Below are 20,893 nucleotides of genomic sequence, written 5' to 3'. Positions count from 1 at the left end.
GGGTCGAGTATCACCTTGGCGCGGTGCCGCGTCCGAAGTCGTAGGCGGTGAAGTCGGCGACCGGGCGGTATCCGATCCGTTGGTAGAGGGCGTTGCTGGTCGGGTTCGCGAGGTCGGTGAAGAGGAGTACCTCGGTCGCGCCCGCCGTGCGCGCGGCCCGGCTGACCTCCGCGGTGACGGCGCCGGCGTAGCCGCGGCCTCGCAGGTCCGCCGGTGTGTAGACGGGGGCGACGCGGATCTGGCCGGCCACCTTCGCCGTGGCTCCGGCCATCGAGACTGGTGTTCCGTCGGGGGTCTCCCAGAGTGTGACGCCGCCGTAGGAGATCCGTGCGTCGGCCCATTCGGCGGAGCCGATCGTGGCGCCGTGCTCGCCGATCGCCGCCACGAACTCGCCGTACCAGCGCATGAGTTGTTCGCGGTCCTTTGCCACCGCGACTCTGGGGCGGCCCGGAGGGGTGGGGTGGGGAGGCGTCAACTCGGTGAGGCGGTAGAGGCGTTGGCGGCGGACACTGGTCCCGGGTACGGCTCCGGTTTGTCGTCGCCAGGCTTCCGCGAAGGCCGTCGCCGTGTCCTGTTCGGCCATGATGCCGGGCAACTCGGTGCCTCGGTCGGCGAGTTGGGCTGCCAGCGCTTCGGCCTCGTCGGGGGTGAGGCGGGTCGGCATGAGGCGGCCGGGGGGTGTGCGGAAGAACGTGGCCGTGACGGTGCCGTCGCGTTCCAGGACGCCGAACTCCGGGTCGCCGTCGCCGTAGATGTGTCGTCCGCGGCTGCGCAGGGTGTCAGTGACCGTCAGTTGGAGTGTGTGGGGTGCGGGGCGGGACTGGAGGAAGTCGCCTGCCAGGCGCAGGAATGGGGCGAGGTCCGCGGTGATGTGCCAGGTGGGGATCGCCGTCACGGTGCTGTCTCCGGGTCGGTCGCCAGGCGGCCGTGCAGGTGGACGTCGCGGAACGCGTCGCGGCGGCCCTCCTCGAACATCGCGCCGCGCAGGATTCCCTCGGCGGGGAAGCCGCAGCGTTCGGCGATGCGGCAGGAGGCATGGTGGCCGAGGGCGTGGCCGAGTTCGAGGCGGTGCAGGCCGAGGTCGGTCAGGGCCCAGTGGGCGGCGAGGGTGAGGGCGCGGGTGGCGACGTGGCGGCCGCGGGCCTCGGGGAGGGTCCAGTAGCCGACGCGGGCGATGCGGATGATGTGGTCGATGTCGTTGACGCCGATGTGTCCGAGGGTCGTATCGTCGGCGGCGTCCATGACGCGGAACGAGGCGCTGACGCCGTCCTCGGCGCCTTCGGTGCGGGAGCGGAGCGAGTTGCGGGCGCCGGTGAGGTCCGTGATCGGGCGGAGTGGGGTGTTCCAGCGCTGGAAGTCGGGGTCGGACACGCCGCGCAGCCAGTCCGCGACGTCGGTGTCGTCGTCGGCGTCCCAGGGGCGCAGTCGGAGTCCGTGGCCGTTCAGTTCGGGCAGCGGGTTCTGTTGGAGGGACCGCTCGCGTATGTGGGCCATCGCGCCATTGAATCAAGTGCCCCGTGCACGGGGTGTGTCATTTTTCCCCGGGCGGAAGCCTGAACACCGGTACTCCGTCCCGGAACACGGCCTCGACCGGCGTTCCGGCGCGTAGGGCGGCCGGGTCGGAGTCCACCAGTTCCGTCATCATGCGCGGGCCCTCCGCGAGGTCGACGACGGCGGCGACGTACGGCACTCGTTGTCCGAAGGGCGGCAGGTCGTTGCGGTGGACGACGGACCAGGTGTAGAGGGTGGCGTGGCCGCTCGCGGGCTCCCAGGTGACGTTCTCGCTCCAGCAGTGGGGGCAGAACTCGCGCGGGTAGTGGTGGGCCCGGCCGCAGTCGGCGCAGCGGCGGATCAGCAGTCTGCCCTGGCCGGCCGCGTCCCAGTAGGTCCGGGTGAACGCGTCGGCCTCGGGGAGGTCGAAGCGGAGGTCGGAGCGAAGGTCGGAGCGAAGGCCGGAGCGCGGCTCGCCGGTCATCGGAACCATCCGATCGCGTCGTCCAGCGACCACACCTGCCAGGACATCGCGAAGAGTGCCACGACCGAGATGAGCGCCATCATCGCGTTCTGTCCCTGTTCCGCCCAGTCGTGGATCATGAGGGTGAAGTAGAGGACGTTGAGGAGCAGGCCGCCGACGAGGGCGACCGGGGTGAGGAGTCCGGCGACCAGGCCGAGGCCTATGGCCAGTTCGGCGTAGACGACGACGTACGCCATCGTGCGCGGGCGGGGCGCGACCATCACGTCGAAGCCCGAACGGACCGCGGTCCAGCGGTGTTTGGCGGCGACGTCGGCGGCCCAGGCGATGCCGGTGCCGCGTTCGAACCAGGCTTTCTTGTCCTTGTGCCGCCAGCTCTCCAGCCACCACAGGCCGAGTCCTATGCGGAGGACCGCGAGCCATTCCGCTCCGTCGAGCCAGATCGCATCCATGAATCTGACGGTACGTCAGAAGCTGAAGAAAGCCGAGAGGGGGCCATGAAAATCCTGTGCACGGGCCGTGCCGCTGTGGGCCCGCCATGAATCCCGGCAGATTGTTGACGATTTTGTTCGCCGCCGATTACGTTCGCAAGCGCAAGGTCAGGAAGACGAGAGGCAGCACGGTGAAGCACAGGGCAGTGAAGCGCAGGACGGTAGTCATGGGCATCGGCGCCACCGCCGGTGTCGCGGCGGTCGGCGGCATCGCACTCAGCGCGAACGCGAGCGACTCGAAAACGTCGTCGTCCTCCTCGGACGCCCTGGTCTTCGACCCGGACGCCTACACGAAGCTGACGAAGACGATCACGGACACCGCGGGCACGGAGCACAAGGTCGTCTACCACTTCTGGAAGGCGATCACCTACGTCGCCAAGCCTGTCGACGCCACCTACCAGTCGCTGATCGTCAGCGCCCCGGTGGAGATCGACGGCAAGGCGATCGACGCGAGCAACGCGCCGATCCTGTTCGCCAACTCCGTCGGCGGCTACCTGCCCGCCTCCGTGGCGACCGCCACCGAGGTCGGCGGCGGCGGTTCGGCGATGGGCGGCGGCGCGGCCCCCAGCGGCGCGCCCAGCGCGTCGGCGTCCGCCTCCGCGTCCACCTCCGCGAGCGCCTCCGCCCCCGGCGCCAACGGCAACACCAACGCCACCGGCGGCGCGACCTCCAGCAACCAGCTCCTCGCGCTGGCCGCCGGTTACGTCGTGATCGAGCCCGGCGCCCGTGGCCGTACCCTCAAGAACTCCGGTGGCGAGTACTACGGCACCGCCCCGGCCGCGATCGTCGACCTCAAGGCCGCCGTCCGGTACGTGAAGTCCAACAAGGGCCGTATCCCGGGCAACGTCGAGCGGATCGTGTCCGCGGGTACGAGTGCCGGTGGCGCGCTGTCCTCGCTGCTCGGCGCGTCCGGTGACAGCCCGATCTACGACACGTACCTCAAGGAGATCGGCGCGGCCGACGCCTCCGACGCGATCTTCGCGACCGGCGCCTGGTGCCCGATCACCGACCTGGAGCACGCGGACGGCGCCTACGAGTGGAACTGGGGCGGCAACGACCTGAGCACCGGCAAGCAGGTCGACCAGACCGTGTCGAAGGCGCTCCAGGCACAATTCGCCGAGTACCAGGCCGGGTTGAAGCTGCGCGGCCTCGGCGGCTTCGGTCCGCTGAACGCCCGTAACCTCGACGAGTACATGGTCGAGCAGTACCTGGAGCCGTCGGCCACCACCTACCTCGCCGCCCTCTCGGACTCGGCCCGCGAGACCTATCTGAAGGCCAACACCTTCATCACCTGGTCCGGCGGAAGGGCCACCTTCACCTGGGCCGACTTCCTCACCCACGTCGGCGCCCGCAAGAAGGACACCCCGGCCTTCGACGCCTTCGACCTGTCGGCCGGCGAGAACAACGAGTTCGGCGCGGGCACGACACTGGCCCGCCACTTCACGGCGTACGGCGCGAAGAACGACTCAACAGGCCTGAGCAGCAAGCGGGTTGCCGGCGACATCCCCGCCAAGCTCGACCTGATGAACCCGATGTTCCACCTGGTCGAGAAGGTGAACCCGAACCGTTCCAAGCACTGGTGGATCCGGCTGGGCACCAAGGACTCGGACACCTCGCTGACGGTCGCCGCCAACCTCGCCGCCCGCCTCGACAACCTGGGCGACGACGTGAACCACCTCTACTACTGGGACGAGGGCCACGGCGCCAACACCGACCCGGGCGACTTCATCACCTGGATCGCGAAGGTCACCAACTACCGGGGCCCGAAGAAGAAGTAGCCCCCGCCCCCCCCAGAACGCGGTGCCGGTTTCCCGTCATACATTCCGGTCACCGCCTCACGACGCCGAGCCCCTCCGCGCACGTTGCGGGCTCGGCGTCGTGGCTTTTCCCGAGGCGTGCACAACCACCCGGCCGTCACAACCAGACGCCCTACGTCACCGGCCGCACCCGCTCCTCCACACCCGTGATCAATCCGCAACCAATTCCGGGCTTGACCGAGACCCATCAACGTGGGATGTGATTACGCTCGCGCTCATGGCCGACTCCACAGCGTCCCCGACCCCGGCGCCACAGAACCACGCAGACCGTCCCGTGTACGTCATCGGAGGCGGCCCCGGCGGACTCGCCGCCGCGTACGCGCTGCGCGCGCGGGGCATCCGCGCCGTCGTACTGGAGCGGTCGGACCGGGTCGGGGCGTCCTGGCGCGGCCACTACGACCGCCTCCACCTGCACACCACCCGGCGGCTCTCAGGCCTGCCGGGTCTCGCGATGCCGCGCCGTTTCGGGCGTTGGGTCGCGCGCGACGACGTGGTGCGCTACCTGGAGAAGTACGCGGAGGTCCACGAGCTGGAGATCGTCACCGGCGTCGAGGTCTCCCGTATCGAGCGCTCGGCCGACGGCGCCGGCTGGCTGCTGCACGCGACCGGCGGCCGTGAGCTGACCGGCAGCGCGGTCGTCGTCGCCACCGGCACCAACCACACCCCCCGGCTGCCGGACTGGCCCGGCCGCGACACCTACACCGGCGAACTCCTGCACGCCGCCGACTACCGCGCCCCGGGGCCCTACGCGGGCCGGGACGTCCTGGTCGTCGGCGTCGGCAACACGGGCGCGGAGATCGCCGTCGACCTGGTGGAGGGCGGTGCGTCGCGCGTACGGCTCTCCGTCCGCACCACCCCGCACATCGTGCGCCGCTCGACCGCGGGCTGGGCGGCCCAGTACACGGGCATCGTCGTACGACGGCTGCCGGTGCGGCTCGTCGACCGGCTCGCGGGGCCGATGGCCAAGCTCAGCGTGCCGGACCTGTCGGAGCAGGGGCTCGCGCGGCCCGACACCGGGCTGTACAGCCGGGTCAAGGACGGGTCGATCCCGGTGCAGGACGTCGGTCTGATCGATGCCGTGCGCAAGGGGCGGGTGGAGGTCGTGGCGGCCGTGGAGGCGTTCGAGGACGGCAAGGTGGTGCTGGCCGGCGGTGAGCGGATCGAGCCGGACGCCGTCGTCGCGGCCACGGGGTACGTCCGCTCGCTGGAGGGTCTCGTCGGCCATCTCGGTGTGCTGGACGCGCGGGGGAAGCCGGTCGTGCACGGCGCCCGCTCCCCGAAGGACGCGCCCGGCCTGTACTTCACCGGCTTCACCAACCCCATCAGCGGGATGCTCCGCGAGCTGGCGATGGACGCGGAGAAGATCGCGAAGGCCCTCGCCAAGTCCGTCAAGTCCGTCCGCGGGAGTGCCCTGAGCTAGAGCTCGTCCGTTCTTTGCGTGCACGACAGTTCCTGACGCACTGTCAGTTCAGTAATCTGACAGTGCGTCAGTTAATTGTGCTGTCACGACTGTCACACAGGAGCGGGCGGACCGATGCTTGGATCAACCCACGGCACCCTCACCACCGACTCCCGCCGGGCCCGGGTCATCGCCTGCGGTGAGCAACCCGGCCCCGCCGTCCACGGAAGGCCCGCCGACGTCGACGATCTCGATGTCGGCGGGCGGCCGTTGTACGCCGGCGTACCCGACCTGGACCGTTTCTTCCGCCCCGAGTCGGTCGCCGTGATCGGCGCCTCGGACGCGGAGGGACGCCCCAACACCGGCATCACCCGCCAACTCATGGCCTGGGCGGGCCGGGTGGGGGCGCGACTGCATCCGGTGCATCCCACCCGTACGACGGTCTTCGACGTCCCCTGCTTCCCCTCCGTCGCCGATCTCCCCGAACAGGTCGACCTGGCCGTGGTGCTGGTGGCCGACCCGCTCCCCGTGATCGAGCAACTGGCCGAGGCGAAGGTGAAGTTCGCGGTCGCCTTCGCGTCCGGTTTCGCGGAGACGGGCGAGGAGGGCGCGCTCGCGCAGGCTCAACTGGCCGCCGCCGTGGGCCGGTCCGGGCTGCGCCTCCTCGGTCCGAACACCAACCTCAACGCCTTCGAGAAGTTCCGCGAGGACCTGGACGGCCCCGCCATCGCCCTCATCACCCAGTCCGGCCACCAGGGCCGCCCGGTCTTCGCGCTCCAGGAACTCGGCATCCGCCTCTCCCACTGGGCGCCCACCGGCAACGAGGCCGACCTGGAGACAGCCGACTTCATCTCCTACTTCGCCGAACTCCCCGAAGTCGGCGCCATCGCCTGCTACTTGGAGGGCCTCAAGGACGGCCGCGCCTTTCTCCTCGCCGCCGACCGCGCCGCCCGCCGCAAGGTGCCCGTCGTCGCGGTGAAGGTCGGCCGTACCGAGACCGGCGCCCGTACCGCCGCCTCCCACACCGGCAAACTCACCGGCGCGGACACGGTGGTGGACGCGGCGATGCGCCAGTACGGCGTGCTCCGCGTCGACGGCCTCGACGAACTCCAGGACACCGCAAGCCTGTTGGCGCGGGCGAAGCCCCCCGTCGCCGACGGGGTCGTCGTGTACTCGATCTCCGGCGGCACGGGCGCCCACTTCGCCGACCTGGCGAGCGAGGCGGGGCTGCACCTGCCCCAACTGTCCACCGCCAAGCAGGCCGAGCTGCACGAGTGGATACCGCCGTACCTGAGCGTGGCGAACCCCGTGGACAACGGCGGTCACCCGGTGGGCGACTGGCGCGGCCGGAAGATCATCGACGCGATCCTCGACGACCCGGAGGTGGGCGTCCTGGTGTGTCCGATCACGGGCCCCTTCCCGCCGCTGAGCGACAAGCTGGTCGAGGACCTCGTCGCGGCGGCCGAACGCACCGACAAGCTGGTGTGCGTGGTGTGGGGCTCACCGGTCGGCACCGAACCGGCGTACCGGGAGGTCCTGTTGGGCTCCTCGCGCGTGGCCACCTTCCGCACGGTCGGCAACTGCATCACCGCACTGCGCGCCTACTTCTCCCACCACCGCTTCGTCCACGCCTACCGCTCCCCCTTCGACGAGGCCCCCCGCACCCTCTCCCCGTCCTTCCGCAAGGCCCAGGCCCTGATGCGCCCCGGCCAGCAACTGAGCGAGCACGCGGCGAAACAACTGCTGCGGGCCTACGGCATCCGGGTGCCCCGCGAGCAGTTGGTGACCAGTGCGGCGGCGGCCGTACGGGCGGCGGGTCTTGTGGGCTACCCGGTGGTGATGAAGGCGTCGGGCGGCCAGATAGCCCACAAGACGGAACTGGGCCTGGTGAAGGTGGGCCTCACCTCCGCCAGCCAAGTCCGGGACGCCTACCGCGAGTTGACGGACATCGCCCGCTACGAGGACGTGACCCTCGACGGCGTCCTGGTCTGCCAGATGGTCGAGCGGGGCGTTGAGATGGTGGTCGGCGTCACCCAGGACGACCTGTTCGGGCCGACGGTGACGGTCGGTCTTGGCGGGGTGCTCGTCGAGGTGCTGCGGGACGTGGCCGTACGGGTGCCGCCGTTCGGCGAGGACCAGGCGGCCGACATGCTCGGCGAGTTGCGCGGCCGTCCCCTGCTCGACGGGGTACGGGGGCGACCGCCGGCGGACCTGGACGCGCTGGTGGAGGTGATCCTGCGAGTGCAGCGCATGGCCCTCGAACTGGGCGATGTGCTCTCCGAGTTGGACATCAACCCGCTGATGGTGCTGCCCCGGGGGCAGGGCGCGGTGGCGTTGGACGCGCTGGCGGTGTGCCGATGAGCGAGGTCGTGCACACCGTCTCGGACCAGGTCGCGTATCTCACCCTCAACCGCCCCGAGGCCATGAACGCGATCACTCCGGCCCAACGGGACTGCCTGATAGGCCTGTTGGCGGAAGCGTCCGCCGATCCCGCCGTACGGGCGGTGGTCCTCACCGGCACCGGACGCGGCTTCTGCGCGGGCGCCGACCTGAGGGGCGGCGGGGCGGCGAACGGCGAACGGGTGGCCGGAGACGTGGCCCGCATGATCCGCCTGGGCGCGCAGCGTCTGATCGCGGCCGTTCTGGACTGCGAGAAGCCGGTGATCGCCGCGGTGAACGGCACCGCGGCGGGCCTGGGCGCGCACCTGGCCCTCGCCTGCGATCTCGTACTGGCCGCGGAGTCGGCGCGGTTCATCGAGGTGTTCGTCCGCCGGGGCCTGGTCCCGGACGGCGGCGGCGCCTACCTGCTCCCCCGTCTGATCGGCCCGCAACGCGCGAAGGAGCTGATGTTCTTCGGCGACGCCCTGACCGCCGTGGACGCGGAACGCCTCGGCCTCGTCAACCGGGTGGTCCCGGACGGTGAGTTGGAGAAGACGGCCCGCGAGTGGGCGCGGCGCCTGGCCACCGGCCCGACCCGCGCCCTCGCCCTCACCAAGCAGCTCGTCAACGCCTCCCTGGACAGCGACCGCACGACCGCGTTCGCGGCGGAGGCGGCGGCCCAGGAGATCAACATGACGACGGAGGACGCGCGGGAGGGCGTGGCGAGCTTCGTGGAGCGGCGGAGTCCGGAGTACCGGGGGCGGTGATGTCCGCGCGGCGGACTCCGCTCTCTACGCTGTGGTGATGCTGTCGTACGAGGAAATGACCCCGCCCGAACGGGAGTTGTGGAACGCCTTCCCCGAGGGCCGCCTGGTGGACCTGCGCGTGGGCGCACCGGACGAGAACGATCCGGTGGAGGGGGCGGGCTGGGGACCCGGGCGCACGCTTCGGGCCGCTGTCGTGACGGCGCTGGCGCGGGGAGCCAACGCCGCACCGCCGGGGGCGGTCACCGCGCTGCGGGTCATCGGCGCGCGGATCACCGGTCGACTCGACCTGGCCGACGCGGTGATCGGGCACCTGCTGCGGTTCGAGGGCTGCTGGTTCGAGGAGGGGCCCAGTCTCTACGGAGCCGCCACCCGGACGATCGGGATCGTCGGCTGCCAAGTCCCGAACATCGACGCCGCGTTGGCCTCCATCGAGGGCACCCTCGACCTGAGGCGTTCGGTTCTCCACGGCAGGCTCTCGCTCATGCGGGCGCGCATCGCGGGCGAACTCCAGTTGGGCGGGGCGGTGTTGTCGGACCCGGAGGGCTGGGCGCTGTTCGCCGGCGGTCTGGTCATGGAGGGCGGGGTCTTCTGCCGCCGGGGGTTCACCGCCCACGGGGGAATCCGGCTGCTGGGGGCACACCTGCCCGGCGGCCTGTTCATGGAGGGCGCCCGGCTGGACAACCCCGACGGCCCGGCGCTCGTCGCGGACAACGCCGTGGCCCAGACGGTGGTCTTCTCCGAGGGGTTCACCGCCGAGGGGACCGTACGGCTGCGCGGCGCGCAGATATCCGATCAACTCACCTTCGACGGCGCCTTCTTGAACGGTTCGGACGTGGCCCTGGACTGCTCAAGGATGCAGGCGGCGGAGCTCCACTTCACGCCCGCGGTGCCCCCTTCCGGTGCGGTGGACCTGCGCGGGGCCCATGTCTCGGTCCTGCACGACGGCGAGGACAGCTGGCCGGGTGTCGTACGGCTCCAGGGGTTCGGCTACGCCTCCCTCCAGTCCGAGGACGGGCTGCCGGGGCACGACGTGGGCCGCCGCGTCGAGTGGGTCCGGCGCGAGCCCGGGTACGCCCCGCAGCCCTACGAGCAGTTGGCGAGCTGGTACCGGCAGGTCGGCCACGAGGACGACGCCCGCAAGGTGCTGCTGGCCAAGCAGCGTCACCGTCGGGGCACGCTGCGTCCGGCGGGCCGGGCGTGGGGGCACCTGCTCGACGCCCTGGTCGGCTACGGCTACCGCCCCTGGCTGGCCGGCGCGTGGATCGTGGCGCTGACCGTCCTCGGCACGGTCGTCTTCGATCACCGGAGCCCGATCCGGGTCCAGGCGGGCCAGGGCCCGCCGTTCAACGCCCTCGTCTACACCCTCGACCTGCTGATCCCGATCGGCGGCCTCGGTCAGCGCGGCGCCTGGTACTGGCCGGACGGAAGCGTCGCGCAATGGCTGTCCTACGCCTTGATCGCGGCCGGCTGGGTGCTGACGACGGCGGTCGTCGCGGGCGTGACACGGTCGTTGAACAAGAGCTAGCCCGAGTGAAGGAAGTCCCCCTCACTCGGGCGAAACGCGTCGGCCGTCAGTCCAACAGGCCGTCGTAGTCCGGGAGTTTGTACGTCGTGTCGGCGTAGCCGCCCGTCAGGTCGGTCGTGTTGTTGCCGATGTTGGCGATGATGTCGTAGCCGTTGGCCTCGATCGCCTTGCGCTGGGAGGTCTTGAAGTCGGCGATGGACTCGGTGAGGAGCTGCGCGACCGTGCGGGCGTAGAGGCCGTCGACGGTGTAACCGACCGACGTCAGGTTGGACTTGGTGACCAGGTTGAAGAGGTTGCTGCGGGCGCTGACGAAGAACACGCTGATGCCCTTGGCGTGCGCGTCCTTGGCGAGGGCGAGCACCGGCGGGGTGGCGGGGGGCGTGATGCCGCCCTCGAAATAGGTCTCCAGCGAGGTGTTGTCGATGTCGAGGACGATCGCCTGCTTGGCGCCCGAGGTGTTGGCGGCGGCACGGGAGTCGATGTAGGTCTGCGCGGGTCCGGTGACGGCGGCGACGTCGGACAGCCACTGGGCCTCGGTGACGGTCGAGTCGGCGGCCTGCGCGGGCAGGGCGGCGGCGAGGGCCAGGGCGAGGCCGGCCACGGCGGCCACTGCCGTGCCGCGTGCGGTGAGACGGTTCATCGGGTGGGTGCTCCTCAGGTGACGGCAGCCAGCGGTGGGGTACCGGTGGCAGTCGTTCCGCAACACTGCTGACGGCGGGTGTGCCCGAGGTGACTCCAAGGGGTCCGTGCGGCGACGTAACTCCCATGTTCTGCCCGGGAGTCTGTGAACCAGCCGTCAGGACCCGCACGGCCCGCACCCCTTCCTATCTGATACACCGTCAGCTTCAATGGGTGGTGTGATGGGACACGCAGGAGCGGCCGCCGCCGCCGTCCGCTACCTCAGGTCGTCCGGAAGCGCTCCGGCCGCGCAGCCTGTCGAGGCGCTGCCGCGGCCGGAGCTCCGGTGCGTCGCGGACGACGAGCGCGCACCGGTCGACCAGGGCGAATTCCGGCACGTACTGGGCCACTTCGCGACCGGCGTGACGGTGATCACCGCCCCCGCGGCGGCCGGCGAACCCGGCCCCGCCGGCTTCGCCTGCCAGTCGTTCTCCGCGCTCTCCCTCGACCCGCCGCTCGTCGTCTTCATGGTCGGCCGTACGTCCACGACGTGGCCCCGGATCGCCCGCGCCGGCGTCTTCTGCGTCAACGTACTCGGCGCCCACCAGGGCGAGTTGTGCCGCGGCTTCGCGATCAGCGGCGGGGACAAGTTCGCGGGCGTGCCCTACGACGCGTCCCCGGTCTCCGGTTCCCCGCGCCTGACCGGCGCCGCCGCCTGGATCGACTGCGCGATCCACGCGGTGCACACCGGGGGCGACCACCTGATCGTGGTGGGACGGGTGGCCGCGCTGGGGACGGAGAACAACGACGACGGGGCGCCGTTGCTGTTCCACCGGGGCCGGTTCCTCTGATCGCTCCTCAGTTTCCCTGAGTAACCCGCGGTCCGGTTCTGAGCCCGCGTACTCATGAACGTCCGCTTCCCCTCCGACAGTCTTGCTCTCAGACCGATTCGAGCAACTGACCGACCGACCGGGGGACCTCAACCATGAGCAAGCACACACGAGTCGCCGTTCTCGCAGCCGTCGTCATATCCACCGCCGGGCTGCTGTCCGCCTGCTCGTTCTCCATGGAGGACGCCATGTGCAGTTCGGGCGAGTACCCGGTCCTGGCCGTGGGCAGCACCTCGGGCGGCGCCTGCGTCAAGAACGGCGACACCCCGCCGAGCGGCTACACGCGCTACCCGAAGGGGAAGGTGCCGCAGCACGTCGACGACAAGTGGGACACGTACTGGCAGACCCACACCGTGGACGCGCAGGGCAACATCACCTCGGCGCCGTAGGCCTCACGCCACCGCCACCGACCGCATCCCCACGACCGGCCGCCGCCGGATGACCAGCGCCATCAGCGCCGCCACCGCGCACAGCGCCCCGGACACGTACCAGACCATGTCGTACGAGCCGAACGCGTCCCGGGCGACCCCGCCGAGGAAGGCCACCAGTGCCGCGCCGATCTGGTGCGAGGCGAGAACCCAGCCGAAGACGATCGCGCTGTCCTCGCCGTACTGCTCGCGGCACAGGGCGAGGGTCGGGGGGACCGTGGCGACCCAGTCGAGGCCGTAGAAGACGATGAAGAAGAGCATGGGCGGGTGGACCGTCGGCGCCAGCAGCATGGGGAGGAACAGGAGGGAGATGCCGCGCAGGGCGTAGTAGACGGCGAGCAGGCGGCGGGGTTCGAAGCGGTCGGTGAACCAGCCGGAGGCGATCGTGCCGACGACGTCGAAGACACCGATCACCGCGAGCAGCGAGGCCGCCGCCGTGATGGGCATGCCGTGGTCGTGGGCGGCGGGCACGAAGTGGGTCTGGATCAGGCCGTTGGTGGAGGCGCCGCAGATCGCGAAGGTGCCGGCCAGCAGCCAGAAGGGGCCGGTGCGGACCGCCTTGAACAGGACACCGATCGTGCGGCGGGCCGCGCCGGGGACCGGTTCCGGCTTCGGTACGAACTCGGTCGCGCCGTAGGGCTTCGCGCCCACGTCGGCCGGGTGGTCGCGCAGCAGCAGCCACACGAAGGGGACGACGGCGAGGGCCGCGAGGGACACGGTCACGGCCGCCGGGCGCCAGCTGTGCTCCTCGACGATCCAGGACAGCAGCGGCAGGAAGATCAGCTGCCCGGACGCGGAGGCGGCGGTGAGGATGCCGGTGACCAGGCCCTTGCGTGCGGTGAACCAGCGGTTGGTGACGGTCGCGGCAAATGCGAGCGCCATGGAACCACTCCCCAGACCCACCAACAGGCCCCAGCACAGCAGGAGTTGCCAGGGCGCGGTCATCCACACCGTCAGGCCGGAACCGAGCGCGATCACCGTCAGCGCGACGGCGACGACGCGCCGGATGCCGAAGCGGTCCATGAGCGCCGCCGCGAAGGGGGCCGTCAGCCCGTACAGCGCGAGGTTGATGGAGGCCGCGGCCCCGATCGTGCCGCGCGACCAGCCGAACTCCTGGTGCAGCGGATCGATCAGCAGCCCCGGCAGCGAGCGGAAGGCCGCCGCGCCGATGATCGTCACGAAGGTGACGGCCGCGACGAACCAGGCGCGGTGGACGCGTATCCGTGAGGTGGGCCGGGCTTCGGTCGGAGCGGCGGTCGGTTCGGTTGTCTGGGTCACGCCATACAGCTTCCGGCCTGCGGCCGATCCGATCCATTGGCCCGAAGGACATCATTCGCTAGGATCGGGCCATACAATCGGGTCATGGCCACAGTCACCGCGCCCGCCACCGGCTCCGCCACCGCCGCCCCCGGGGACGGCTTCCGTCCGCACCGGGTCGTCGTTCTCGCGCTCGACGGGCTGCTCCCCTTCGAGCTGGGCATCCCGCACCGGATCTTCGGCCGCCCCAGGGACGCCGAAGGGCGGCTGCTGTACGAGGTCGTGACGTGTTCGGTCCGGCCGCCCGGCCCGGTCGACACCGACGCCGACTTCGCGATCCAGGTCCCGAACGGGCCGGAGGCGCTGGCCACCGCCGACACGGTGATCGTCCCGGCGTCGTACGAACTCGGCCCGGTCTTCGAGGAGGGCGTCCTCACCCCCGAACTCACCGCCGCCTTCGCCCACATCCGCCCCGGCACCCGCCTCGCGTCGATCTGCACGGGCGTCTACGTCCTCGCCGCCGCCGGTCTCCTCGACGGCCGCCCGGCGACCACGCACTGGGCGGACGCCGAGCGCTTCCAGCGGCTCTTCCCGCGGATCGAGGTCGACGCGGACGTGCTGTTCATCGACGACGGCGACGTCCTGACCTCGGCGGGCGTCGCGGCCGGCATCGACCTGTGCCTGCACATGGTGCGCCGCGACCACGGCACGGCCGTCGCCAACGACGTGGCCCGCCGCACGGTCGTACCGCCGCATCGCGACGGCGGGCAGGCGCAGTACATCCACCGCCCGGTCCCCGACCCGCAGTTGGCGACCACGACCGCCGCCCGCGCGTGGGCGCTGGGCCGGCTGCACGAGCCGATCCAGCTGCGCGACATGGCGGAGCAGGAGGCGATGTCCGTGCGCACCTTCACCCGCCGCTTCCGCGAGGAGGCCGGGGTCAGCCCCGGCCAGTGGCTCACCCAGCAGCGCGTGGAACGCGCCCGGCACCTCCTGGAGTCCACCGACCTGTCCATGGACCAGGTGGCCACGGACGCGGGTTTCGGCACCGCCCAGTCGATGCGCCAGCATCTTCAGACGGCGCTCGGTGTCACTCCGACGACGTACCGCCGTACGTTCCGAACCGGCAGCGGGGGCAGGAGCAGCGGGTCCGAGAGCTACGGCGGTATCGGCGCCGCGCCCTGAACCCGGGCCCCGTGCCCCGTGCCCCGTGCATGCCCGTCCCGTCAGCCCGCGACGATGCCCTCCCCGCCGACGGCGCCCGGCACCACGACCGAGCCGATCGCGGTGAGCGACCCGTTCCCGCCGACCCGGAACTCGTCCACGATGCCCTTGATCCCGGTCTGGACGTAGAGGTACCGGCCGTCCAAGGAAGCCGCCGCGTCCACCGTGCCGGCGTCGGTGGCCGTGTTGCCCAGCGCGGTCAACTTGCCCTGGGCGCCCACCCGGTAGCCGGACACCGTGCCGCTGGCGGCGTTGGAGACGTACACGTTGCCCCCGGCGGTGACCGCCCAGCAGGTGGCGGTCTGGCCGGTCGGGACGGTGCCCTTCGCGGTCAGCGCGCCGTCACGGGCGACGGTGAAGGTGCCCACCGAGTTCGTCCCGGCCTCCGTCACGTGGATCCGCCCGGCGGAGTCGAAGTCGAAGCCGAACGGCACGGCCCCCGGGAGCGAGGTCACCACGGGCCGCGCGGACGGCCCACCGTGGCGGCCGACCGGGAAGACGTCGATGCTCTGCCCGGCGGCCTTGGTGGTGACGACGAGCTTGGAACCGTCGGGCGTGAAGGAGATCTGTCCCACGGCCGACGCGGTTGCGGCCAGGCCGAGTTCGCGATGCCAGGCGGGAACCTCGACCAGCCGCCCGCCGGTCCGCACGAAGCCCTGCACGGAACCGCCGCCGAGCGCGTTGGCGACGTAGACCCGGTCGCCGTGGAAGGTGACGCTGACCGGGAACCGCCCGCCGCTGGAGATCTCCTGGACGCGACGCAGGTGGGTGCCGTGCACGGCGAAGACGGTCACGGTGTCGCTGCCCGCGTTGACGGCGTAGAGCAGCTGGTTGTGCCGGTCGTAGGCGAGCGACCCCTGCGAGGCCAGGTGGTCGGCGACGGTGCCGGCCAGGACGCCGCCCTTGCCCTCGGTGCGGTAGGCGCCCCGCTGGCCGAGGGTGCCGTCGGCGGCGCGCTCGTAGGCGACCACGGAGTTGGCACTCGTGTCGTCGGTCTGCACGAAGACGGCCGAACTGCCGTGGTGGGCACGGGAGTCGGAGCCGCGGTGGCCGTCGGCGGCACTGGCGGCGGGCGCGGCGAAGAGGGCCGCGGCGGCAAGCGCGACGGCACCCGTACCCGCCGTGCGGGCGATCCGGACGGCGCGGGAGGTGCGGGACACGCGGAAGGCACGGGCCTTGGCGAGAGCCATGTGTGGGTACTCCTCTTACGGAACGCGGAAACGGAAGGCGGAAACGAAGCGCTGAAACGAAGCGCTGAACGCGGGATCAGGAGCCGGCGGAGCGACTCGCGCTCACCACCGGACGGCTGTAACGCTAGCCCGCGACCGCAGCACATAAGCGGACAAAAAGCGCACCTGGGCCCGACGTCCGGGCTTCGTAAGAATCACCGCCAACTCCGCTTCGAGGCACCTCACTTCACAGACCGCGCTACGGCGACATCGGCACCCGGCGCCACCAACGCCACCCGGCCCACGCGCCGCGCCTCGCCCCACCACCCGGTCACGGTCAGCAGTACGGTGAGGCCCGCCCCCACCAGAATCGCCGTCGACGGCGCCGTCACCTTGAGCAGCGCCCCGGCCAGCGACCCCGTCGCCGCGTAACCCACGCTCGCCGCCGCGTACATGACCGAGTAGCCGGCGGCCAGGGCGTCCGGCGGCAGCACCTCGCGCAGGGACAGGTTGCGGGTGACCATCGCGCCCGACTGGAGCGTGCCGCCCACGACGAGCGCGACCGCGATCCAGGGTGTGCTCGGTATCAGCGCGGCGAGGGCCACGCAGGCCGCGGTCCCGACCGTCAGCACCAGGCTGCGGGTGCGCAGCAGCCCCGGCCAGCCGCGGAGGCCGTGGACGAACGCTCCGAGACCACCCCCCACCGCCATCCCGGTCAGCAGCGGACCGGACCAGCCGACGCCGATGCCGCGCTGTTCGAGCAGGGCGGGCAGGACGAGTTCCGAGAGCCCGAGCACGGCGAGACTGGCCGCACCGGTGACGTACAGCGGCCAGGCGCCGATCAGCATCGCGAGCATGCGAGCGCCGGTACCGCCCCCGCCATCGCCGTCGGAGGCCCCCGCGCCACCCCCGGCCCCGCCGCCGGAGGCCGCCGCACCACCCCCACCACCCGGGTCGCCCGCCCCCCACCCCGCCGGCAGCAGCCACAACCCCCCGACCGAGGACGCCATCAGGCCGGCCGCGAGCAGCAGGGGGACGCGGGGTGCGATGCCGAGGGCCAGCCCCGCGACGGCCGCCGGGGCGACGGCCCACACGCCCGCCGTGAGTATCGACTCGACGGACAGCGCCTGGGCCACGGACCGCTCCGGCACCAGGGAGCTGAGCAGGGTGCGCAGCGCACCGGTCGCGGCGGAAGGAGCGGCCCCGGCGAGACACGCGAATCCGGCGAGGACGACGGGATGCGCGCCCGGAAACAGCCCGAGCCCCAGAAAGCCGGTCGCGCCGAGCCCGAGCCCGACCGCCAGTTGCCGCCGGGCCCGCTCGGGCCGTAGCCGCATCCCGAGCACCGGGGCGCCGACGATCTCCCCGAGGACGTACGCCGCCGCGATGATCGCGCCCAGCGAGTAGCCGCCGGGCCGCTCGCGCACCAGGAAGACCAGGGCGAGCGGGGCCATGGCCACGGGCATACGAGCACCTATGGCGGTGCAGGCCCAGGTCAGGACCTGTCGTGAGACGACATCTCGGTAGGTCATGCCAGCACGCTACGGGCCGTCACCGACAACGCCCCACGGGATTTTCCCCACCTGTGGACAACTCCCGCCATGCCACCGTCAAGCGAGGGCACGTACGGTCGTCCGAACGTCAGAACGTCAGAACCCCCCGCGCGACCCGCCCCGCCTCCAGGTCCCCCACCGCCTTCTCGAAGTCCTCCACCGGATACGTCCTGGTGACCAACTCGTCGAGCAGCAGCAGCCCTTGGCGGTAGAGCTGGGTGTACAGCGGGATGTCCCGCTGGGGTCGTGACGATCCGTACCGGCAGCCGAGGATCGACTTGTCCAGGAACATCGACGAGACGAGGAAGGACGCCTCCGCCGTCGCCGGTGCCGTGCCGAGCAGGATCGCCTGGCCGTGGCGGTCGAGGAGGTCGACGGCCTGCCGGACCAGTTCGACCCGCCCGACGCACTCGAAGGCGTGGTCCGCCCCCGTGGGCAGCAGATCCCGCACCCCTTCCGTGGACCTCAGGAAGTCGGTCGCGCCGAACTTCCGCGCCGCCTCCTCCTTCGCCGGGTTCGCGTCGACCGCGACGATCCGCGACGCCCCCGCGATCCGGGCCCCCTGGATCACATTGAGCCCGATCCCACCGGTCCCGATCACCACCACACTGTCCCCCCGATCGACCCGCGCCCGATTGAGCACGGCGCCGACCCCCGTCAGCACCCCGCACCCGATGAGCGCGGCGGACGGCAGCGGAATGTCCTTGGGTATCCGGACGGCCTGCACGGCCTTCACCACGGTCCGTTCGGCGAAGGCGGAGTTGGAGGCGAACTGGTAGACCGGCTGCCCGCCCCGCGTGAACGGCTTCCCCGGCCGCCCGATGGCCTGCCGGCACATGGTCGGCCGCCCCCGGTCGCACTCGGAGCAGGTCCCACAGTTGGCGAGCGTGGACAGGGCCACATGATCTCCGGGCGCCACATGGGTCACGCCCACACCCACAGCCTCCACCACCCCCGCACCCTCATGCCCCAGAACCACAGGAACGGGAAAAGGTATGGTCCCGTCCACCACAGACAGATCGCTGTGACACAACCCGGCCGCAGAAATGGCGACGAGCACTTCCCCCGCCCCCGGCTCCCGCACCTCCAAGTCATCCGCGACCTGGATCTGCTTGCCGTCGAAGACCACACCGCGCATCAGACGACCCCCTTGGGTTCCCTGGGCAGACCGAGCACCCGCTCGGCGATGATCGTGCGCTGAACCTGGTCCGAGCCGCCGTAGATGGTGTCGGCCCGCGAAAAGAGGAACAGGTGCTGAAACAGGTCGAGTTCGTACGACAGCGACGGCGACCAGTCCACAGGCCCCACCGCCGCCCCGGCCCCCCGCACCGACATCGCCAACTCCCCGAGCCGCTGATGCCACCCGCCCCACAACAGCTTGGCCACACTGGGCGCCCCGGCGTCCCCGGCCCGCCCCAGCGTCCGCAGGGCGTTCCACCGCATGGTCCGCAACTCGGCCCACTGCCGCACGAGTCGATCACGTACGACGGGATCGAGCACGGCACCGGAAGCGACGGCGGCCTCGACAACCCGCCCCAACTCCCGAGCGAATCCCACCTGTTGGGCCAGCGTGGACACCCCCCGCTCAAACCCGAGCAGACTCATGGCAACGCCCCAGCCCCCGCCCTCACCCCCCACCAGATGCTCGCCCAGCGCCAACGCCCCATCAAAAAACACCTCGTTGAACTCACTGGTCCCGGTCAACTGCCGGATGGGCCGCACCTCGACACGCCCCGGTTGATCCATCGGCACCAGCAGAAAACTCAGCCCGTGATGCCGCCGCGACCCCGCCTCGGTCCGCGCCAGCACAAAACACCAGTCGGCCTCATGGGCGAGCGAGGTCCAGATCTTCTGCCCACTGATCCGATACCCGTCCGCCTCCCGTACGGCCACGGTCCGCACCCCGGCCAGATCGGACCCGGCCCCCGGCTCGCTGTACCCCTGACACCACAACTCGTCCCCGGCCGCGATAGCAGGCAGAAAACGGGACTTCTGCGCATCGGTGCCGTGCGCGATGAGGGTGGGAGCAAGCAGGTTCTCACCTATGTGCCCGGACCGAGGGGGCGCCGACGACCGGGCATATTCCTCGGCCCAGGCGACCTGCTGAGTGAGCGTGGCGGTGCGATTCCCGTACCCGGATTCGGGCCAACCCAGCCCTATCCAGCCGCTTTTGCCGAGAGTGCGTTCCCAAGCCCGCCGATCTTGGCCACTTTCGGCATGCTCAGAAAGCCAGGCCCGAGCTTCCACCCGAAACTCTTCGTCCTCGCCAGCGAATCCAAAATCCACAGGGGCTCCTAAAAACACCGCTCAGGTTTCCCACCTAAGGGGCGCGGGGAACTGCGCGACCAGCCCCCACGCACCCGCACCCGCCCAACAACCCAACGCCACCCGAGCTATTAGGCGTTGGGCCGACTCCCTTCCCGCGCAGCCCTCTCCATCTCCTGCAACTGAGCCAGCATCGGCATCGGATCCACCCCCACAGACCCCGGCAGAAACTCCGCGATCTTTTCAACCGTCCAACCGCCAGAGGCAGACGCGTACCCAGCCCGCAATTCCCGCGGCTGCGCCCACACCGCGATCTTCGGCCCCGCAACGGTATAGACCTGCCCGGTGATCCCGACCTCCCGAGCCGAATCCGACAGCAGATAGACGACCATCGCCGCCACATCCTCCGGCGACCCGATCTCCGTCAACTCCATGGGAACGTTCGCCGACATCCGCGTACGAGCGACAGGCGCCACCGCGTTGGCGGTCACCCCGTACTTGTTCAGGCCCAGCGCAGCGCTCCGCACCAGCGAGATGATCCCGCCCTTGGCCGCGCTGTAATTGGCCTGCGAAACAGACCCTTGATGATTCCCGCTGGTGAACCCGATCAACGTCCCACTCCGCTGTTTCCGCATGACGGCCGACGCAGCCCGGAAAACAGTGAACGTCCCCTTCAAATGCGTGGCGAGAACGGGATCCCATTCCTCCTCGGACATGTTGAAGAGCATCCGCTCCCGCAGAATCCCGGCAACGCACACCACACCGTCGACCCGCCCGTACGAAGACAGCGCGACGTCGACAACCCGCTGACCACCCGCCATCGTGGAAATGTCGTCGGCGACGGCGACGGCCTCGCCCCCCGCCGCCTCGATCTCCTTGACGACGCCCTCGGCGATCTCGCTCGTCGGCGACGCGCCGTCCATCGAGACGCCGTAGTCGTTGACGACGACCCGTGCCCCCTCGGCCGCCGCCGCGAGCGCGACGGCGCGGCCGATGCCCCGGCCCGCGCCCGTGACGGCGACGACCTTGCCTGCCAAGAAGTTCCCCATGTCCGGCCCCTCCCGCAGTTTCTGACGGTCCGTTAGATTCGACTCAGATTCTACGACCCGTCAGATGCCTGAGGACAAGCCCCGGGGAGC

19 protein-coding genes are annotated in these 20,893 nt (G+C 70.9%); 8 read left to right on the top strand and 11 right to left on the bottom strand.

Annotated features, from left to right (window positions below):
- Positions 1–10: 10 nt before the first annotated feature.
- From ACWIHT_RS42425 to ACWIHT_RS42410, 4 genes are read right to left on the bottom strand one after another with little or no spacing between them, the layout of a single operon-like run.
- Positions 11–895, bottom strand: coding sequence for a GNAT family N-acetyltransferase (locus ACWIHT_RS42425; RefSeq protein ID WP_456173967.1), 885 nt, complete (start codon positions 893–895; stop codon positions 11–13).
- Complete coding sequence (locus tag ACWIHT_RS42420) at positions 892–1,494, bottom strand: GNAT family N-acetyltransferase (RefSeq protein WP_456173966.1); 603 nt, start codon at positions 1,492–1,494, stop codon at positions 892–894. Before ACWIHT_RS42420 ends, ACWIHT_RS42425 begins: the two co-directional genes overlap by 4 nt.
- 37 nt (positions 1,495–1,531) lie before the next feature.
- A complete protein-coding gene (locus ACWIHT_RS42415; protein ID WP_456173965.1) occupies positions 1,532–1,975 on the bottom strand; it encodes a Zn-ribbon domain-containing OB-fold protein in 444 nt (147 codons plus the stop codon).
- Positions 1,972–2,424 (bottom strand): DoxX family protein, encoded by a 453-nt coding sequence (locus ACWIHT_RS42410; protein ID WP_456173964.1) that lies wholly within the window; start codon positions 2,422–2,424, stop codon positions 1,972–1,974. The genes ACWIHT_RS42415 and ACWIHT_RS42410 overlap by 4 nt, the downstream gene beginning before the upstream one ends.
- A 206-nt stretch (positions 2,425–2,630) precedes the next feature.
- On the opposite strand from ACWIHT_RS42410, the gene ACWIHT_RS42405 reads away from it, so the two are divergent.
- The 5 genes from ACWIHT_RS42405 to ACWIHT_RS42385 all read left to right on the top strand — a co-directional run bounded on the left by ACWIHT_RS42405 (position 2,631) and on the right by ACWIHT_RS42385 (position 10,350).
- A complete protein-coding gene (locus tag ACWIHT_RS42405; protein ID WP_456173963.1) occupies positions 2,631–4,241 on the top strand; it encodes a subtype B tannase in 1,611 nt (536 codons plus the stop codon).
- 256 nt (positions 4,242–4,497) lie between these two features.
- The gene (locus ACWIHT_RS42400) at positions 4,498–5,700 is read left to right on the top strand and encodes a flavin-containing monooxygenase (protein ID WP_456173962.1); all 1,203 of its coding nucleotides are present in this window, start codon (positions 4,498–4,500) and stop codon (positions 5,698–5,700) included.
- Positions 5,701–5,814: 114 nt separating this feature from the next.
- On the top strand, positions 5,815–8,040 hold the full coding sequence (locus ACWIHT_RS42395) for an acetate--CoA ligase family protein (protein ID WP_456173961.1): 2,226 nt from the start codon (positions 5,815–5,817) through the stop codon (positions 8,038–8,040).
- Entirely contained in the window at positions 8,037–8,825 is a 789-nt protein-coding gene (locus ACWIHT_RS42390) for an enoyl-CoA hydratase/isomerase family protein (protein WP_456173960.1), read from the top strand. The genes ACWIHT_RS42395 and ACWIHT_RS42390 overlap by 4 nt, the downstream gene beginning before the upstream one ends.
- A 37-nt stretch (positions 8,826–8,862) precedes the next feature.
- On the top strand, positions 8,863–10,350 hold the full coding sequence (locus ACWIHT_RS42385) for an oxidoreductase (protein WP_456173959.1): 1,488 nt from the start codon (positions 8,863–8,865) through the stop codon (positions 10,348–10,350).
- A 46-nt stretch (positions 10,351–10,396) separates the two neighbouring features.
- Here ACWIHT_RS42385 and ACWIHT_RS42380 read toward each other — a convergent pair whose 3' ends face one another.
- Complete coding sequence (locus ACWIHT_RS42380; protein WP_456173958.1) at positions 10,397–10,990, bottom strand: HAD family acid phosphatase; 594 nt, start codon at positions 10,988–10,990, stop codon at positions 10,397–10,399.
- A gap of 220 nt (positions 10,991–11,210) precedes the next feature.
- Between ACWIHT_RS42380 and ACWIHT_RS42375 the strand changes: the two genes are divergently transcribed.
- Together ACWIHT_RS42375 and ACWIHT_RS42370 are read left to right on the top strand one after the other, a co-directional pair.
- Positions 11,211–11,819, top strand: a complete 609-nt coding sequence (locus ACWIHT_RS42375) for a flavin reductase family protein (protein WP_456173957.1) — start codon at positions 11,211–11,213, stop codon at positions 11,817–11,819.
- 134 nt (positions 11,820–11,953) lie between these two features.
- Complete coding sequence (locus ACWIHT_RS42370; protein ID WP_456173956.1) at positions 11,954–12,247, top strand: SCO0607 family lipoprotein; 294 nt, start codon at positions 11,954–11,956, stop codon at positions 12,245–12,247.
- Positions 12,248–12,250: 3 nt separating this feature from the next.
- Here ACWIHT_RS42370 and ACWIHT_RS42365 read toward each other — a convergent pair whose 3' ends face one another.
- On the bottom strand, positions 12,251–13,564 hold the full coding sequence (locus ACWIHT_RS42365) for an MFS transporter (protein ID WP_456173955.1): 1,314 nt from the start codon (positions 13,562–13,564) through the stop codon (positions 12,251–12,253).
- Positions 13,565–13,648: 84 nt separating this feature from the next.
- Here ACWIHT_RS42365 and ACWIHT_RS42360 point away from each other — a divergent pair, with 84 nt between their 5' ends.
- Entirely contained in the window at positions 13,649–14,728 is a 1,080-nt protein-coding gene (locus ACWIHT_RS42360) for a GlxA family transcriptional regulator (protein ID WP_456173954.1), read from the top strand.
- A 41-nt stretch (positions 14,729–14,769) separates the two neighbouring features.
- Here ACWIHT_RS42360 and ACWIHT_RS42355 read toward each other — a convergent pair whose 3' ends face one another.
- From ACWIHT_RS42355 to ACWIHT_RS42335, 5 genes are all read right to left on the bottom strand, one after another.
- Positions 14,770–15,957, bottom strand: a complete 1,188-nt coding sequence (locus ACWIHT_RS42355; RefSeq protein ID WP_456173953.1) for a lactonase family protein — start codon at positions 15,955–15,957, stop codon at positions 14,770–14,772.
- A 221-nt stretch (positions 15,958–16,178) separates the two neighbouring features.
- The gene (locus ACWIHT_RS42350) at positions 16,179–17,468 is read right to left on the bottom strand and encodes an MFS transporter (protein ID WP_456173952.1); all 1,290 of its coding nucleotides are present in this window, start codon (positions 17,466–17,468) and stop codon (positions 16,179–16,181) included.
- A gap of 109 nt (positions 17,469–17,577) precedes the next feature.
- Positions 17,578–18,627 carry a Zn-dependent alcohol dehydrogenase gene (locus tag ACWIHT_RS42345; protein WP_456173951.1) on the bottom strand — a complete coding sequence of 350 codons (1,050 nt, stop codon included), beginning with the start codon at positions 18,625–18,627 and terminating at the stop codon, positions 17,578–17,580.
- The gene (locus ACWIHT_RS42340) at positions 18,627–19,775 is read right to left on the bottom strand and encodes an acyl-CoA dehydrogenase family protein (protein ID WP_456173950.1); all 1,149 of its coding nucleotides are present in this window, start codon (positions 19,773–19,775) and stop codon (positions 18,627–18,629) included. Before ACWIHT_RS42340 ends, ACWIHT_RS42345 begins: the two co-directional genes overlap by 1 nt.
- A gap of 110 nt (positions 19,776–19,885) precedes the next feature.
- Positions 19,886–20,803, bottom strand: coding sequence for an SDR family NAD(P)-dependent oxidoreductase (locus ACWIHT_RS42335; protein ID WP_456173949.1), 918 nt, complete (start codon positions 20,801–20,803; stop codon positions 19,886–19,888).
- Positions 20,804–20,893: the final 90 nt, after the last annotated feature.

It is taken from the genome of Streptomyces sp. NPDC002276 (assembly GCF_053891435.1).
This window is presented reverse-complemented; position numbering and strand designations above follow the sequence as displayed.